General features: G+C 69.0%; 18 protein-coding genes and 1 tRNA gene. 4 read left to right on the top strand and 15 right to left on the bottom strand.

Going from position 1 to position 12551, the window contains the following annotated elements; translation table 11 throughout:
• Positions 1-42: 42 nt before the first annotated feature.
• The 5 genes from BR39_RS0101505 to BR39_RS25135 form a co-directional block, all read right to left on the bottom strand.
• The gene (locus BR39_RS0101505) at positions 43-864 is read right to left on the bottom strand and encodes a hypothetical protein (protein WP_029907265.1); all 822 of its coding nucleotides are present in this window, start codon (positions 862-864) and stop codon (positions 43-45) included.
• Positions 865-973: 109 nt separating this feature from the next.
• Positions 974-2194, bottom strand: a complete 1221-nt coding sequence (locus BR39_RS0101500) for a TIGR03862 family flavoprotein (RefSeq protein WP_029907264.1) — start codon at positions 2192-2194, stop codon at positions 974-976.
• Positions 2195-2332: 138 nt separating this feature from the next.
• Positions 2333-3022 (bottom strand): 50S ribosomal protein L1, encoded by a 690-nt coding sequence (gene rplA / locus BR39_RS0101495; RefSeq protein WP_029907263.1) that lies wholly within the window; start codon positions 3020-3022, stop codon positions 2333-2335.
• A 4-nt stretch (positions 3023-3026) separates the two neighbouring features.
• The gene (gene rplK / locus BR39_RS0101490) at positions 3027-3458 is read right to left on the bottom strand and encodes a 50S ribosomal protein L11 (protein WP_007661528.1); all 432 of its coding nucleotides are present in this window, start codon (positions 3456-3458) and stop codon (positions 3027-3029) included.
• 216 nt (positions 3459-3674) lie between these two features.
• Complete coding sequence (locus BR39_RS25135; RefSeq protein WP_231499375.1) at positions 3675-4538, bottom strand: SDR family oxidoreductase; 864 nt, start codon at positions 4536-4538, stop codon at positions 3675-3677.
• A gap of 210 nt (positions 4539-4748) precedes the next feature.
• On the opposite strand from BR39_RS25135, the gene BR39_RS0101480 reads away from it, so the two are divergent.
• Positions 4749-5327 carry a TetR/AcrR family transcriptional regulator gene (locus tag BR39_RS0101480; RefSeq protein WP_029907262.1) on the top strand — a complete coding sequence of 193 codons (579 nt, stop codon included), beginning with the start codon at positions 4749-4751 and terminating at the stop codon, positions 5325-5327.
• 12 nt (positions 5328-5339) lie between these two features.
• On the opposite strand, the gene BR39_RS0101475 is transcribed toward BR39_RS0101480, so the two are convergent.
• The 3 genes from BR39_RS0101475 to BR39_RS0101465 form a co-directional block, all read right to left on the bottom strand.
• Positions 5340-5801, bottom strand: a complete 462-nt coding sequence (locus BR39_RS0101475; protein ID WP_029907261.1) for a GNAT family N-acetyltransferase — start codon at positions 5799-5801, stop codon at positions 5340-5342.
• A 37-nt stretch (positions 5802-5838) separates the two neighbouring features.
• The gene (locus tag BR39_RS0101470; protein ID WP_029907260.1) at positions 5839-6084 is read right to left on the bottom strand and encodes a hypothetical protein; all 246 of its coding nucleotides are present in this window, start codon (positions 6082-6084) and stop codon (positions 5839-5841) included.
• 95 nt (positions 6085-6179) lie between these two features.
• Complete coding sequence (locus BR39_RS0101465) at positions 6180-6932, bottom strand: MauE/DoxX family redox-associated membrane protein (RefSeq protein WP_029907259.1); 753 nt, start codon at positions 6930-6932, stop codon at positions 6180-6182.
• Between the two features lie 79 nt (positions 6933-7011).
• Between BR39_RS0101465 and BR39_RS0101460 the strand changes: the two genes are divergently transcribed.
• Positions 7012-7425 carry a MerR family DNA-binding protein gene (locus tag BR39_RS0101460; RefSeq protein WP_231499374.1) on the top strand — a complete coding sequence of 138 codons (414 nt, stop codon included), beginning with the start codon at positions 7012-7014 and terminating at the stop codon, positions 7423-7425.
• Between the two features lie 156 nt (positions 7426-7581).
• On the opposite strand, the gene BR39_RS0101455 is transcribed toward BR39_RS0101460, so the two are convergent.
• The 5 genes from BR39_RS0101455 to BR39_RS0101435 form a co-directional block, all read right to left on the bottom strand.
• Positions 7582-8049 (bottom strand): SRPBCC domain-containing protein, encoded by a 468-nt coding sequence (locus BR39_RS0101455; RefSeq protein ID WP_051695052.1) that lies wholly within the window; start codon positions 8047-8049, stop codon positions 7582-7584.
• Complete coding sequence (locus tag BR39_RS0101450) at positions 8039-8392, bottom strand: helix-turn-helix transcriptional regulator (RefSeq protein WP_029907282.1); 354 nt, start codon at positions 8390-8392, stop codon at positions 8039-8041. The genes BR39_RS0101455 and BR39_RS0101450 overlap by 11 nt, the downstream gene beginning before the upstream one ends.
• 137 nt (positions 8393-8529) lie before the next feature.
• On the bottom strand, positions 8530-9087 hold the full coding sequence (gene nusG, locus BR39_RS0101445) for a transcription termination/antitermination protein NusG (protein WP_029907256.1): 558 nt from the start codon (positions 9085-9087) through the stop codon (positions 8530-8532).
• An 8-nt stretch (positions 9088-9095) separates the two neighbouring features.
• Positions 9096-9413, bottom strand: coding sequence for a preprotein translocase subunit SecE (secE, locus tag BR39_RS0101440; RefSeq protein WP_029907255.1), 318 nt, complete (start codon positions 9411-9413; stop codon positions 9096-9098).
• Between the two features lie 64 nt (positions 9414-9477).
• Positions 9478-9553: transfer RNA gene (locus BR39_RS0101435), tRNA-Trp, on the bottom strand.
• Between the two features lie 242 nt (positions 9554-9795).
• Between BR39_RS0101435 and BR39_RS0101430 the strand changes: the two genes are divergently transcribed.
• Positions 9796-9984: a hypothetical protein gene (locus BR39_RS0101430; protein WP_029907254.1), complete on the top strand. Its 189-nt coding sequence runs from the start codon at positions 9796-9798 to the stop codon at positions 9982-9984.
• Between the two features lie 5 nt (positions 9985-9989).
• Here the strand turns inward: BR39_RS0101430 and BR39_RS26880 are convergent, their stop codons facing one another.
• Positions 9990-10208 carry a hypothetical protein gene (locus BR39_RS26880; RefSeq protein WP_231499373.1) on the bottom strand — a complete coding sequence of 73 codons (219 nt, stop codon included), beginning with the start codon at positions 10206-10208 and terminating at the stop codon, positions 9990-9992.
• Between the two features lie 454 nt (positions 10209-10662).
• On the opposite strand from BR39_RS26880, the gene BR39_RS0101420 reads away from it, so the two are divergent.
• The gene (locus BR39_RS0101420) at positions 10663-11499 is read left to right on the top strand and encodes a ferredoxin--NADP reductase (protein WP_029907252.1); all 837 of its coding nucleotides are present in this window, start codon (positions 10663-10665) and stop codon (positions 11497-11499) included.
• Here BR39_RS0101420 and BR39_RS0101415 read toward each other — a convergent pair.
• The gene (locus BR39_RS0101415; RefSeq protein ID WP_081916459.1) at positions 11449-12528 is read right to left on the bottom strand and encodes a GlxA family transcriptional regulator; all 1080 of its coding nucleotides are present in this window, start codon (positions 12526-12528) and stop codon (positions 11449-11451) included. The two genes, BR39_RS0101420 and BR39_RS0101415, sit on opposite strands and share 51 nt — an antisense overlap.
• Between the last annotated feature and the right edge of the window lie 23 nt (positions 12529-12551).

Here is a 12551-nt window from a genome sequence, read left to right as displayed (position 1 = left end):
CAGGGACAGGCGCATGCGCCTGTCCCTGTCCGCTGCCGCCGCCTAGACGCCCATGAGCCGCTTGGCCGTGGCGTGCCAGAAGGGCGTGTCCCAAAGGGCGTGGACGGCGACGGTGAACGGCGCGGCGACGGCCAGCCAGACCCAGTAGGCGCGGTGGATCCTGCGGTTGCGGTAGATGTCCCACAGGAACATCGGCGCGATCGCCAGCAGGACATAGAGGTCGGACGAAACCGGCCGGCCCGGCAGGGTGGTCGGAATCCAGGTGATGCGGTCGAAGGCGGCGGGCAGGGCGACCGCGATCGACAGGATCATCATCCGCTTGTGGAAGCCGGGATCCGTCACGCGCGCCGCGACGCCGAGGAACACCAGGATCGAGAACAGGAACCCGATGCGGAGCTGAAGCAGCATGATGTTCTCGACGATCCCGACGAATGCGGTCGCCTGGGCCTTGGCCGGCGGCGGCGCGGCCTGCGCGCCGGCGAAGACCTGGTGGTAGATGGTGGGGATCAGCACGAACCCGACCACGACCAGCGCCGCCGCGAGCACCGCGCCCAACGTCCCCAGCAGGCGATGGCGCGCGATCTGGCCGGTCGCCACCAGCCAGGTCTGGGTCAGCAGCAGGAGCATGTAGCTGCCCATGAGCGCGGCGTGGACATGCAGCACCACCGGGAACGGCGGCCGCTGCCCGGCCTCGACCGCGGCCATCTTGCCCAGCGAGTCCGGGATGAACCCCAGGAGCACGATCACGATGAAGCCGGCCGCGGTGAACACATAGATCCAACGGTCGATGAAGGCCGTACGGTCGCCGGACAGCACGTCAGGACGCGCGCCGCCGACGGCGGACGTTTGGGCAATGGTCGTCATGGTTCCCTTCCCCCCGGAATGGTGGAGTCGAGACGCTGTTCGAAGAACATTGTTCGGTCAATCGTCAAGGCGGCTTTTCCCGCGAAAAGCATCCCTCGCGGCGAGGCGGCTAGGGCGTGCTCAACCGGTCGATGACCGCCCGCGCCGCCGCCACGCCGGTGGCGAAACAGGCCTGCAGCAGGTAGCCGCCGGTCGGGGCCTCCCAATCCAGCATCTCGCCGGCCACGAACACGCCGGGCGCGGCCTTCAGCTCCAATCCGTCCAGCGCGTCGAACGCCAGGCCGCCGGCCGACGAGATCGCGCGCTCCAGCCCCTGGGTCCCGGTCAGCACGATCGGCGCGGCCTTGATCGCCGCCGCCAGGGCGTCGGGCGCGACCGGCAGGGCCAGGCCGTGGGCCTCGCGCAGCAGGGCGATCTCGACCGGCGACAGGTGGACCGCTTTGCGCAGCCAGCTCGACAGCGACTGCCCGCCGCGCGGCCTGGACAGGCGCGCGGTCAGCTGGGCCAGGGGAACGTCCGGCCGCAGGTCGATCTCCAGCGTCGCCGAGCCGTGGACCGCGATCGCGTCGCGCAGGGCGGCGGACAGCGCATAGACCGCCCCCCCCTCCAGGCCGTAGCCCGACGCCAGGGCGTCGCCGCGCGAGGTCCGCCCCTCGAAGGTCAAGGCGACGTTCTTGAGCGGCGATCCGGCGAAGCGCTCGCGGAACAGCGGCGTCCAGTCGACCGTGAAGCCGACATTGGCGGGCCGGAACGGCGCCGTCGCCGCGCCGCGCGCCGCCAGCCGCGGCGCCCAGGCGCCGTCCGAACCCAGCTTGGCCCAGCTAGCCCCGCCCAGGGCCAGGACGGTGGCGCGCGGCCGTACGGCGCGCGGCCCGTCGGGCGTGTCGAAGGCCAGGTCGCCGGCCGCGTTCCAGCCGGTCCAGGTCGAGCGCAGGTTCAGCGCCACGCCCTGCCCCTCCAGCCGCGCGATCCAGGCCCGCAGCAGGGGCGAGCCCTTCAGCGCCTTGGGGAACACCCGGCCGCTGGTGCCCACGAACGTCGCCTGCCCCAGCCCCTCGGCCCAGGCCACCAGGTCGGCCGGGGTGAAGGCCTCCAGTATCGGCCGCAGGATCGGCGCGGCCGCGCCGTAACGGGCGACGAACCGCTCGAAGTCCTCGGAATGGGTCAGGTTCAGCCCGCCGCGCCCGGCCATCAGGAACTTGCGCCCCAGGGTCGGCATGCGCTCGAACACCGCGACCGACAGCCCAGCGCCGCTCAGCACCTCGGCCGCCATCAGCCCGGCCGGCCCGCCGCCGATCACGGCGACGTCGAGAACTTGAGGATCGGTCACGGGGGCTGGATGTCCGGCGGCGGAAGGAACTCCGTGCTCTTATAGAGCAGGCGGCTCCCATTCGAAGGGCCAAGCCCCAAACGCAAAGCGGGCGCTGGATCGCTCCAGCGCCCGCTCGCTTAGCTCAGTTCGAAGGGCTTAGGCGTTGACCGAAGCGACGTCGACCTTGAAGCCCGGACCCATCGTCGACGACAGGCCGATACGCTTCACGTAGACGCCCTTGGCGCCCGACGGCTTGGCCTTGTTCAGCGCGTCGACCAGGGCCTTCACGTTGACCAGCAGGGCTTCGTCGGTGAACGAGATCTTGCCGATGCCGGCGTGGACGATGCCCGCCTTCTCGACGCGGAACTCGACGGCGCCGCCCTTGGCGTCCTTCACGGCTTGGCCGACGTTCGGGGTCACGGTGCCGACCTTCGGGTTCGGCATCAGGCCGCGCGGGCCCAGCACCTTACCGAGGCGACCGACCAGGGCCATCATGTCCGGGGTCGCGATGACGCGATCGAAGTCCATGAAGCCGCCGGCGATCTTTTCGTACAGGTCTTCGGCGCCGACGTGCTCGGCGCCCGCCGCGGTGGCTTCAGCCGCCTTGGCGTCCTTGGCGAAGACGGCGACGCGGACGTCGCGGCCGGTGCCCGAGGGCAGGTTCACCACGCCGCGGACCTGTTGGTCGGCGTGACGCGGGTCGACGCCCAGGTTGACCGAGATCTCGACGGTTTCGTCGAACTTGGCCTTGGCGTTGGCCTTCACCAGGGCGATGGCCTCGGCGACGGCGTGGGTGGCGTCACGGTCGCCGGTCCAGGCCTTGATGCGCTTGGGTTGCTTGGCCATGGTCTTAGGCCTCCACGATCTTCAGGCCCATGGCCTTGGCGGAGCCTTCGATGATCTTGGCCGCGGCCTCGAGATCGTTGGCGTTCAGGTCCTTCATCTTCTTTTCAGCGATCTCGCGCAGCTGGGTGCGGGTCACTTCGCCGACGGTCTCGCGACCGGTCAGCTTGGCGCCGGACTTCAGGCCGGTGATCTGCTTCAGATAGTGCGTCGCCGGGGGCGTCTTGGTGACGAAGGTGAACGACTTGTCCTGATAGACCGTGATGACGGTCGGCAGGGGGGTGCCCTTTTCGACGTTCTCGGTGCGCGCGTTGAACTCCTTACAGAAGCCCATGATGTTGACGCCGCGCTGACCCAGAGCCGGGCCGATGGGCGGTGAAGGCGTGGCGGAGCCGGCCTTCACCTGGAGCTTGATGTAGCCCAGGATCTTCTTAGCCATTGTATCCTCTCATGAAAGCCGGTCGCCCGGCCTTCGCTGGTTGGCCGTGGTGCGGGCTTGGCGTCCCTTCCACGGATTTGATCCCGCCATGACGACGAGCACGCCCCGGGACAGGGTCCTGGGACGAAGGCGCGGCATGTAGCAGGTGGGGCGCGGCGAGTCCAGCCGGGCGGACGACCGCCCCCTCCCGGGGAGAGGGGGCGGTCGCGGCCGATCCTAGAACGTCTCGCCGACCATCGTCTCGCTCAGCGCCCACAGCGCCTGGGCGCGGGCGGGATCGATCGCGTAGGACCGCACGCCGGCGCGGATTTGCGAGGCGTCGTCCACCAGCTCGGCCACGTGGCAGTCCTCGCAATAGCGGCCGGCGACCAGCGAGACCGGCGCCGTGACCCCGGCCCAGACGCTGGTGGCCGCGCCCTGCGGGATGGTCTTCCACTCGATGGGCGGTTGGCCGGCGGCTTCGGCCTGGGCGTTCAGCTGGTCGATCCAGCCCTGGATGAAGGCCGGATCCAGGTGGCGGGCCAGTTCGGTCTGGATGCCGCCCGGGTGCACGGCCACGGCCCGCACGCCGCGGTCCTTGTGGCGGCGGTCGAACTCGACGGCGAACAGGATGTTGGCGGTCTTGGAGCGGCCATAGGCCTCGAACGGCACGTACTCGGTGGTCTCGAAGTTCGGGTCCTCGAGGTTCACGTCCGAGAAGCGGTGGCCCGACGAGGCCAGCGACACCACCCGCGAGCCGGCCTTCAGCAGGCTGGCGATGCGGTTGATCAGCACGAAGTGGCCCAGGTGGTTGGTGCCGAACTGGGTCTCGAAGCCGTCGGCGGTCTTGCCGAACGGCGGGGCCATCACGCCGGCGTTGGCGATGACCAGGTCGAACGGGCGGCCGTCGGCGACCAGGGCGTCGGCGCAGGCCCGCACGCTCTTCAGGCTCGCCAGGTCCAGCTCGACCAGCGTCAGCGAACCCCCGCTCCTGGCGGCGGCCTCGCGGACGACGGCGGTCGCGCCTTGCGCCTTGTCCAGGTCGCGCGCCGCCCCGACGACGTCGGCGCCGTGGGCGGCCAGGACACGGGCGGTCTCCACGCCCAGGCCGCCGAAACGCCGGTGACCAGGACGCGCTTGCCCGACAGGTCGATGCCGGCCAGGACGTCGTCGGTGGTGGATTTGGCGCCGAATTGTTCGCTCATGACTCTCAGGTTCCCTTGAAGGGTTGTTGTCCGAACCCGCCCGGATGATTAAATGGAGGAAGGCTCCGGATACATATTCGGAGGTACCCTCCGCTTTTCAAGGTCGATGCCCGAAGATTCCGCCCCCAAGGCCCGAAAGCCCCGCGCCGACAGCCTGCGCAACCGCGATCTGCTGCTGACGGCGGCCAAGGCGGCGTTCACGCAGACCAGCGCCGACGCGCCGCTGGAGGACATCGCGCGCCGGGCCGGCGTGGGCATCGGCACGCTCTATCGGCATTTCCCGACGCGGGAGGCCCTGATCGCGGCGGTCTATGCGCGCGAGGTCGGGCAGCTGGCCGCCTCGGCCGACGCCCTGCTGGCCGAACGTTCGGCCGGGGAGGCTCTGGAGGCCTGGCTGAACCTGCTGATCGACTACATGGCCACCAAGCGCGTCGTCGCCCCGGCCCTCCGCGCCGATCCGGGCGAAGGCTCGCGCGTCTACGCCAGCTCCGGCGCCGCCATCCTGCCGACCCTGGAGCGCTTGACGAAGGCGGCCCACGCCGCCGGCGACATCCGGACCGACATCGGCTTCGACGACATCCTCAGGATGATGAGCGGCCTCAGCGTCGGCTACGAACAGCCGGGCTGGGACGCCGGCGCGCGGCGGTTGCTGGGCGTGATGATGGCGGGACTGCGGGCGAAGTAGCGCCGCCTCGCCTCAGAGCGGCTTGCGATAGACCAGGAACCCCGACTTGTCGGCGACCTGGTCGTACAGCTTCATCGCCGTGGCGTTGGTCTCGTGGGTCTGCCAGTAGACCCGCGACGCCCCCGCCGCCCGGGCGGCGTCGTACACCGCCTCGATCAGGGCTCGGCCCACGCCCTTGCCCCGCGCCTGCTCCGTCGTGAACAGGTCCTGCAGATAGCAGATCGGCTCGATCATCGTGGTGCTGCGGTGGAAGAGATAGTGGACCAGCCCCAGCAGGCGGCCGTCCTGTTCGGCGACCAGGCCATGCACCGGCTCGTCGGCGTCGAAGATGCGCGACCAGGTCATGGCCGTGACCGCCGGGTCCAGGGCCGTCTCGCCCGAGCGGCCGTAGAAGGCGTTGTAGCCGTCCCAAAGGGGCAGCCACTGGGCATGGTCGGCGCGGGTCAGGGGGCGGACACGGAGGTCGTCGGCCATGGTCGGGCTCCGGAAGCGGCGGCGCGCCGCATCCTCCCTATTCCCGGAAGCCTTGCAATGGGTCGTGGCGCGACGGTTCGTGGCGTTGGTCGCGCTCGGCGCTCTCGGTCAGGTCGAACACCAGCTTGGACGCGCCGGCCGCGACCAGCCACAGGAAGGCCAGGATGCGCAGCAGCGGCGCCTCGTGCGGATGCCGGGCGGCCAGCACCAGAAACAGGACGAAGCCTCCGACCGCGGCGAACGCCAGGGCCAGGGAGGCGAGTTTGCAACGGAAGGCGGACATCGGACGGACTCCAGAAGGTCCGTCCTTGTCGCGCCGCGCCGCGTAAGGGCGCCATTCGACTCCGGCCCGCCGGCGTAAGCGGGCCGTAAAGGCCGCTACATGACCAGCATCCAGACCGCCATGGCGATCATCATCAGGTTCTCGGTCAGCGACACGAAGCCCAGCGGCACGTTGCTGTCGCCGCCCACGCAGGCGCATTTCAGCTGGCGCTTGTCGATGTAGACCGCCTTGAACACCGACACGGCCCCGACGGTCCCGATGAACAGCGCCACCGGCGCAGACAGCCAGGTCAGGGCGCCGGCGATCATCAGCACCCCGGCCCCGACCTCGGCGAACGGATAGACCCGGGCGTAGGGCAGCCAGCGCTGGGCCAGCAGGTCGTAACCCAGGAACATGGTCGAGAAGGTCTCGATGTCGCGCAGCTTCAGCATGCCCAGGGCGCACATCGAGAAGGCGATGAACCATTGCAGGGCGTGGGCGGTGAAGACCTGGCCGGTCGCGGCGTAGTTGGCGGCCAGCGCCGTCAGGGCCGCGACGGCGAACACCGCGATCACCGGCGTGTAGGTCAGGGCCTTGGGGTCGCGCACCCGCAGGCCGAAATGGCGGCGCAGGTCGTCGTAGCCGCCGATAGGTTGGCCGTCGATGAAGGCCTGGGGCGTGGTCGCCACCCCGTGGGCGGCCTTGAAGACGTCGATCTCCTCGCGCGTCGTCAGCAGATGGTCCTCGACCGCGTAGCCCCGGCGGCGCAGCAGGTCCCTGGCGCGCAGACCCCAGGGACAGACGTGCTGGTCGGTCACCATCCGATAGAGGACGGCGGTCCGAGGCGAGGTCGTGGTCGAGGCGGTCATCGAGGGTCTCCGGCTTGCCCGAGAACGGGACCCCGCTCATATGAGTTCCGTACCATGGTACGGAGTCAAGAGGCGCGGGATGGCCATGAAGTCGACGACGATCGCGGGCCTGGCCCAAGCCGGCGGGGTAGGCGTGGAGACCGTGCGCTACTACCAGCGGCGCGGCCTGCTGGAGCAGCCGGCGCGACCCGAGGGCGGCGCCTCGGCCGGCGGTGTGCGGCGCTACGGCGAGGCCGACGTGCGCCGCCTGCGCTTCATCCGCGCGGCCCAGGCGGCCGGCTTTACCCTGGAACAGGTCGCCGAGCTGCTGGCCCTGGACGCCGGCGACGACCACGCCCGGGCGCGAGGCCTGGCCCTGGAGCGCATCGCCGCCCTGGACGCCAGGATCGCCGAGCTGCAGACGGCCCGCGACGCGCTGAAGCGCCTGGCCCGCGCCTGCGGCGAGACCACGACGGGCCCCTGCCCCATCCTGTCGGCGTTCGAGGGGGCGTGAGGGCTCGCCCTTTCAACCACCGCCTTTTGTTGTCATCCCGGAAAGCGCGCAGCGCTTGTCCGGGACCCAGGTGAACTGCAAAGCATCTGCCCAGTCCCCTAGGTCCCGGCCAGCCTCTGCGAGGCTTCCGGGATGACAACCGATTTTAGTCGCCCCCTACCCCTTCAGCTCCACGGCCACGTCGCCCAGTTGGTCGTAGGCCGAATTGGTCCCTTCGGCGTAGCCCATCTCGACGTACTGATCGCGCACGGCCTTGGACTCGAAGGTGGTGACCTGGGTCAGGGTCGTCTTGCCGCCGGTTTCCTCGAGCGTGACCTCGGTGACGAAGCGCGGCGAGCCCGGGGCGTCGAAGCCGTTGGTGTAGACGATCCGCCGGTCCGGCTCGATCTCCAGATACTCGCCGCCGAACGGCGGGCCGGGCTCGTCGTTCGGGCCGGTCATGGCGAAGTGGAAGCGGCCGCCCACCCGGAAATCCATCTCGCAGGTCGTCAGCGGCCAGTCCACGGGACCGAACCACCGCTTCACATGCTCGGGCTTGCTGTGGGCCAGGAACACGATGCGCGCGGGCGCGTCGAACTGGCGGGTGATGATGATCTGGCGATCGGCCTGGGCTTCAGTCGTCACGCGAACTCTCCTCGGCTTGCAGGGTTTTGACATAGGCCTCGAGGCGGTCGTGGCTCTGGGCCCAGAACTGGCGGTAGCCGCCGATCCACTGGTCGACGCCGGCCAGCGGCCCCGCCTCCAGGCGCACCGGGCGGAACTGGGCGCTGCGGCCGCGCGACACCAGGCCCGCGCCCTCCAGCACCTTCAGGTGCTTGGAGATGGTGGGCTGGGCCAGGTCGAACGGCGCGACCAGGTCGTTGACCGTGGCCTCGCCCTGGGCCAGCCGCGCCAGGATCGCCCGGCGGGTGGGATCGGCCAGGGCGGCGAACACCAGGTCGAGCTGTTGGGGCTGGGTGGCGAGCATTCTCATTGCCTCATAGCTATATTGCTAATTGGCTATATTAAGGAGGCCGCGTCAAGCGGCGCCTACGCTGCGGACAGCAAAAACCCCGCGTCGTTTCCGACGCGGGGTTTTCGAAAGCTTCGGCTGGAAAGCCGCTCTTAGGCGATCTTCTCGACCTGGCTGTATTCCAGTTCCACCGGGGTGGCGCGGCCGAAGATCGAGACGGTGACGCGCAGGCGGGCCCGCTCCTCATCGACCTGCTCGACCGAGCCGTTGAAGCTGGCGAACGGGCCGTCGGTGACGCGGACGTTCTCGCCGACCTCGAACAGCACCACGGTCTTGGGGCGCTCGACGCCCTCTTCGATGGTGCCGATGATGCGCTGGACTTCCTTTTCGGAGACCGGCTGCGGCTTCGAAGCGCTGCCCAGGAAGCCCGTGACCTTCGGGGTGTTCTTGATCAGGTGGTAGGCTTCGTCCGAGAGGTTCATCTTCACCAGCACGTAGCCGGGGAAGAACTTGCGCTCGGCGTTGACCTTGCGGCCGCGACGGATCTCGACGACGTCCTCGGTGGGGACCAGGATTTCGGAGAAGCTGTCTTCCAGACCGTGGCTCTTGGCCTGTTCGCGGATGCTCTCGGCCACCTTCTTCTCGAAGTTCGAGTAGGCGTGGACGATGTACCACTTGTGGTTCGGATTGGACGCGGTTTCGTTGCTCATGGTGTGTCTTATCCCGCGGCGATCTTGAGGAGCAGGTTGGCGCCCAGGCCCAGGATCCAGTCGGCGAAGGTGAAGAACAGCGAGGCCAGCACCACCATGATGAAGACCATCACCGAGGTGATCCAGGTCTCCTTGCGGGTGGTCCAGGTGATCTTGCGGGCCTCGGCGCGGACTTCCTGCGCGAAGCGAAGCGGGTTGATCGGCTTCTTCGGCGGAGCCGGAGCCTTGGCGGCGGCGGCCGCCTGACCGGCGGGCGCGAGCGCCGCGGCCGTCTTCGCGGCGCGGTTCTTGATCGCAGACGGGCTGGAACCCGGTTTCCTGGCCATGACTTAAGAGGCTCGCGACTTTCGATAGGTCAGCCCGAAAGCCGGGGTGACCGATGACATATAGTGGCAGGAGTGGAGGGACTCGAACCCACGACCCTCGGTTTTGGAGACCGATGCTCTACCAGCTGAGCTACACTCCTGCGGAACCGCGATCCCCTTAGCGGAGATTCCGGCTTTCCGACAATGAACATCGCGCCGGTAGGCTCTTTGAAGCCCGCCGGCGCGTTGGTCTCATCGCCAGAGCCGCGTCGTTTAGCAGGGTCGTTCGAGCCCGGCAAGCGGCCGGAGCGCGATCGGCGGATTCGATGCCTGGTCCCGAAGGATCAGCCGCGGGAGCGGCGCGTTAGACCTTGGCCAAACCAAAGCCCGGAGGAAACGCGCCATGCCGACGCCCAGCCAAGATAGGCCCAGCCAGGACAGGCCGTCCAACCGCGAGGTCGAGAACGAGAACCAGCGCCCCGCCTCCGGCTCCGACGGCAAGGCCCCGCGTCCCGCGACCGAACCGCGCGGCGCGGAGGGCAGTTCGGACTCGCCGAAGACCCGGACCGATCCGGGCTCCGGCGAAGCCTGAGTCGATTAGCCGGCCTTTTCCGTTTCCGGCGCGGGCGCCGGGGCGGCCGCGGCGCACTGGACGTTCAGGTACGACCACTTCACGTCGTTGAGCTTGCGCCCGCACTGGGTGTTCTCACCCAGATCACGTCCTTGCAGGGAGATGCCCACGCCCTTGGCGGGATCCGGCGCCGGGCTGGCTCCGGAAATATCGTAGTAGCCGCCGCCGGGGCCGCGAACCACCATGCACGAGGTGTTCTCCACCGGGCGTACGCAGCCGGAAGCCGTGACCGACTTCCCTTCGAGAGACACCTGCTGGGCTTGGGTTTGACCGGAGCTTCCGGTCTCATTGCAAGCCGTTACGCCTAACGCCAACACACTGACCGCCGCGGCGGCCATCACGAACCTAACCCGCATCCGTTCCTCCGTATCGTTGGCCTCCGCTTCGTCTAGGACGCGGGGGCAAGAGGAAGAGTGCGCCCCGTTTGGGGAGGCGGCAATCACAATTTTGACACGGTTCAAAAAACAGGCGCCCGCCATTTTGACGCTTTTGGGGAAGAATTTCTCAAAGCCCTTTCAGACCACCAAAGTTGACATCCACGCGCCTGTGCTCACATGAGACGCAGTCGCTTCTAGGGCCTAGGCGACGCCATCTCAGAATAGCGTGGTCCGCCACGCGTCCAGGACTTGAAACCCACTTATGTCGGCCATCGAAACCACCGTTCCCGCGCCCGCTCCCGTCAAGGAAGCCGCCTGGCACACCGAGACCGTGCTGTGGGTCAAGCACTGGACGGACCGCCTGTTCAGCTTCGCCATCACCCGCCCGGCCAGCTTCCGCTTCCGCTCGGGCGAGTTCGTGATGATCGGCCTGCCGCCGCGCGAGGACCTGGGTGAAAAGAAGCCGATCCTGCGCGCCTATTCGATCGGCTCGCCGCACTTCGCCGAGGAGCTGGAGTTCTTCTCGATCAAGGTGCCCGACGGCCCCCTGACATCGCGCCTGCAGCAGATCAAGGAAGGCGACCAGATCCTGCTGGGCAAGAAGCCGACCGGCACCCTGGTGCTGGACGCCGTCCGCCCGGGCAAGCGCCTGTTCCTGTTCGGCACCGGCACGGGCCTGGCCCCCTGGCTGTCGGTGGCCCGCGACCCCGACGCCTACAGCCGCTTCGAGCAGGTGATCGTCGCCCACGGCGTGCGCGAGGTGCAGGAACTGGCCTATCGCGACCTGTTCACCGCCGAGATCCACGACGACCCGCTGGTCGGCGACGAGGCCAAGGCCCAGCTGGTCTACTATCCCACCGTCACCCGCGAGCCGTTCGAGCGCCAGGGCCGGTTCACCGACCTGATCGAGAGCGGCAAGCTGTTCGCCGACCTCGGCCTGGAGCAGGTGAAGTTCGATCCCGAGCACGACCGCGCCATGCTGTGCGGCTCGATGGCCATGATCAAGGACACCGCCGCCCTGCTGGAGGCCCACGGCCTGGTCGAGGGCTCAAACGCCGAGCCGGGCGACTTCGTGATCGAGCGGGCGTTCGTCGGCTAGGACGGCGACGCCTTCGGGCGGCTCCGCCCGGGCGAACGGGCCGCTGCGCACGTGCAGCGCCCCGAACCGCTGGCGGTATTCGGCCGGCGTCATGCCGGTGGCCCGCTTGAACAGCTGCCGGAAGAACGCGACGTCGTCGTAGCCGACCGCCGAGCTGACGGCCTGGATCGAGCGCGCCTCCCGCTCCAGCAGCATCTTGGCCGCCTCGATCCGCACGGCTTGCAGATAGGCCCCGGGCCGCTGGCCGGTGGCGGCCTTGAAGCGGCGCACGAAGGTGCGCTCGCCCAGTCCCGCCCGGGCGGCCATGTCCTCCACGCTGAGGTCCTGGTGGAACGCGCCCTGCACATAGGCCTCGACGTCGCGCACGTCGGCGTCGTCGTGCGGGGCCGACAGCGGCAGCACCGCGTAGCCGGACTGATGGGTGCGCGGCATCGACATCAGCAGCGCCTTGGCCGTCTGCACCGCTATCTCGTGGCCGCACAGCTTCTCGACCAGGTACAGGCTGACATCCATCGCCGCCATGACCCCGCCGCTGCACAGCAGCCGGCCGTCCTCGGTGACGAACTGGTCTGGCCGCCAGCGGACCTTGGGATAGCGGGCGGCGAACGCCTCGCCCAGCGCCCAGTGGGTGGTGCCGATCCGACCGTCCAGCAGCCCGGCCTCGGCCAGGTAGGCCGCCCCCATGCAGACCCCGGCCACATAGGCTCCGGACGCGTGATGACGGCGCAGCCACGGCAGGATGGCGCTGTTCTCCAGCAGCTTCACGTCCAGGTCCAGGCCCGAGGTCGGCACGATCACGATGTCGGTGCGCTCGACCTGGTCGAGGCGGACCTCCGGGGTGATCAGGGCGCCGTAGGGCGTGCGCACCGGCGCGCCGGTCAGCGACGCCGTGCGCACCCGGAAGCGCGGCGCGGGCGGTCGGCCGTGTAGCTGGGCCCACAGCGCGCCGGCCGTATGGAAGATCTCCATCGGCAGGACGGCCGTCGAGGCCAGCCCGTCATCGAACAGTACGACCGTGACGTCCTGCACGCTCCACCCGTCCCGCCGCCCTT

The organism is Caulobacter sp. UNC358MFTsu5.1, assembly GCF_000712075.1.
Lineage (GTDB): Bacteria > Pseudomonadota > Alphaproteobacteria > Caulobacterales > Caulobacteraceae > Caulobacter.
The sequence above is the reverse complement of the archived record's forward strand: the minus strand, read 5'-3'. Positions and strand labels throughout refer to the sequence as shown.

Excerpts from the sequence above, each read along its gene's own strand:
- BR39_RS0101470 (WP_029907260.1), bottom strand. The coding sequence starts at position 6,084 with ATGTCCGCCTTCCGTTGCAAACTCGCCTCCCTGGCCCTGGCGTTCGCC.
- BR39_RS0101465 (WP_029907259.1), bottom strand. The coding sequence starts at position 6,932 with ATGACCGCCTCGACCACGACCTCGCCTCGGACCGCCGTCCTCTATCGG.
- BR39_RS26880 (WP_231499373.1), bottom strand. The coding sequence starts at position 10,208 with ATGGTGGTTCGCGGCCCCGGCGGCGGCTACTACGATATTTCCGGAGCC.
- BR39_RS0101420 (WP_029907252.1), top strand. The coding sequence starts at position 10,663 with ATGTCGGCCATCGAAACCACCGTTCCCGCGCCCGCTCCCGTCAAGGAA.
- BR39_RS0101430 (WP_029907254.1), top strand. The coding sequence starts at position 9,796 with ATGCCGACGCCCAGCCAAGATAGGCCCAGCCAGGACAGGCCGTCCAAC.
- rplA (WP_029907263.1), bottom strand. The coding sequence starts at position 3,022 with ATGGCCAAGCAACCCAAGCGCATCAAGGCCTGGACCGGCGACCGTGAC.
- BR39_RS0101480 (WP_029907262.1), top strand. The coding sequence starts at position 4,749 with ATGCCCGAAGATTCCGCCCCCAAGGCCCGAAAGCCCCGCGCCGACAGC.
- nusG (WP_029907256.1), bottom strand. The coding sequence starts at position 9,087 with ATGAGCAACGAAACCGCGTCCAATCCGAACCACAAGTGGTACATCGTC.
- secE (WP_029907255.1), bottom strand. The coding sequence starts at position 9,413 with ATGGCCAGGAAACCGGGTTCCAGCCCGTCTGCGATCAAGAACCGCGCC.
- BR39_RS0101475 (WP_029907261.1), bottom strand. The coding sequence starts at position 5,801 with ATGGCCGACGACCTCCGTGTCCGCCCCCTGACCCGCGCCGACCATGCC.
- BR39_RS0101505 (WP_029907265.1), bottom strand. The coding sequence starts at position 864 with ATGACGACCATTGCCCAAACGTCCGCCGTCGGCGGCGCGCGTCCTGAC.
- BR39_RS0101450 (WP_029907282.1), bottom strand. The coding sequence starts at position 8,392 with ATGCTCGCCACCCAGCCCCAACAGCTCGACCTGGTGTTCGCCGCCCTG.
- BR39_RS0101460 (WP_231499374.1), top strand. The coding sequence starts at position 7,012 with ATGGCCATGAAGTCGACGACGATCGCGGGCCTGGCCCAAGCCGGCGGG.
- rplK (WP_007661528.1), bottom strand. The coding sequence starts at position 3,458 with ATGGCTAAGAAGATCCTGGGCTACATCAAGCTCCAGGTGAAGGCCGGC.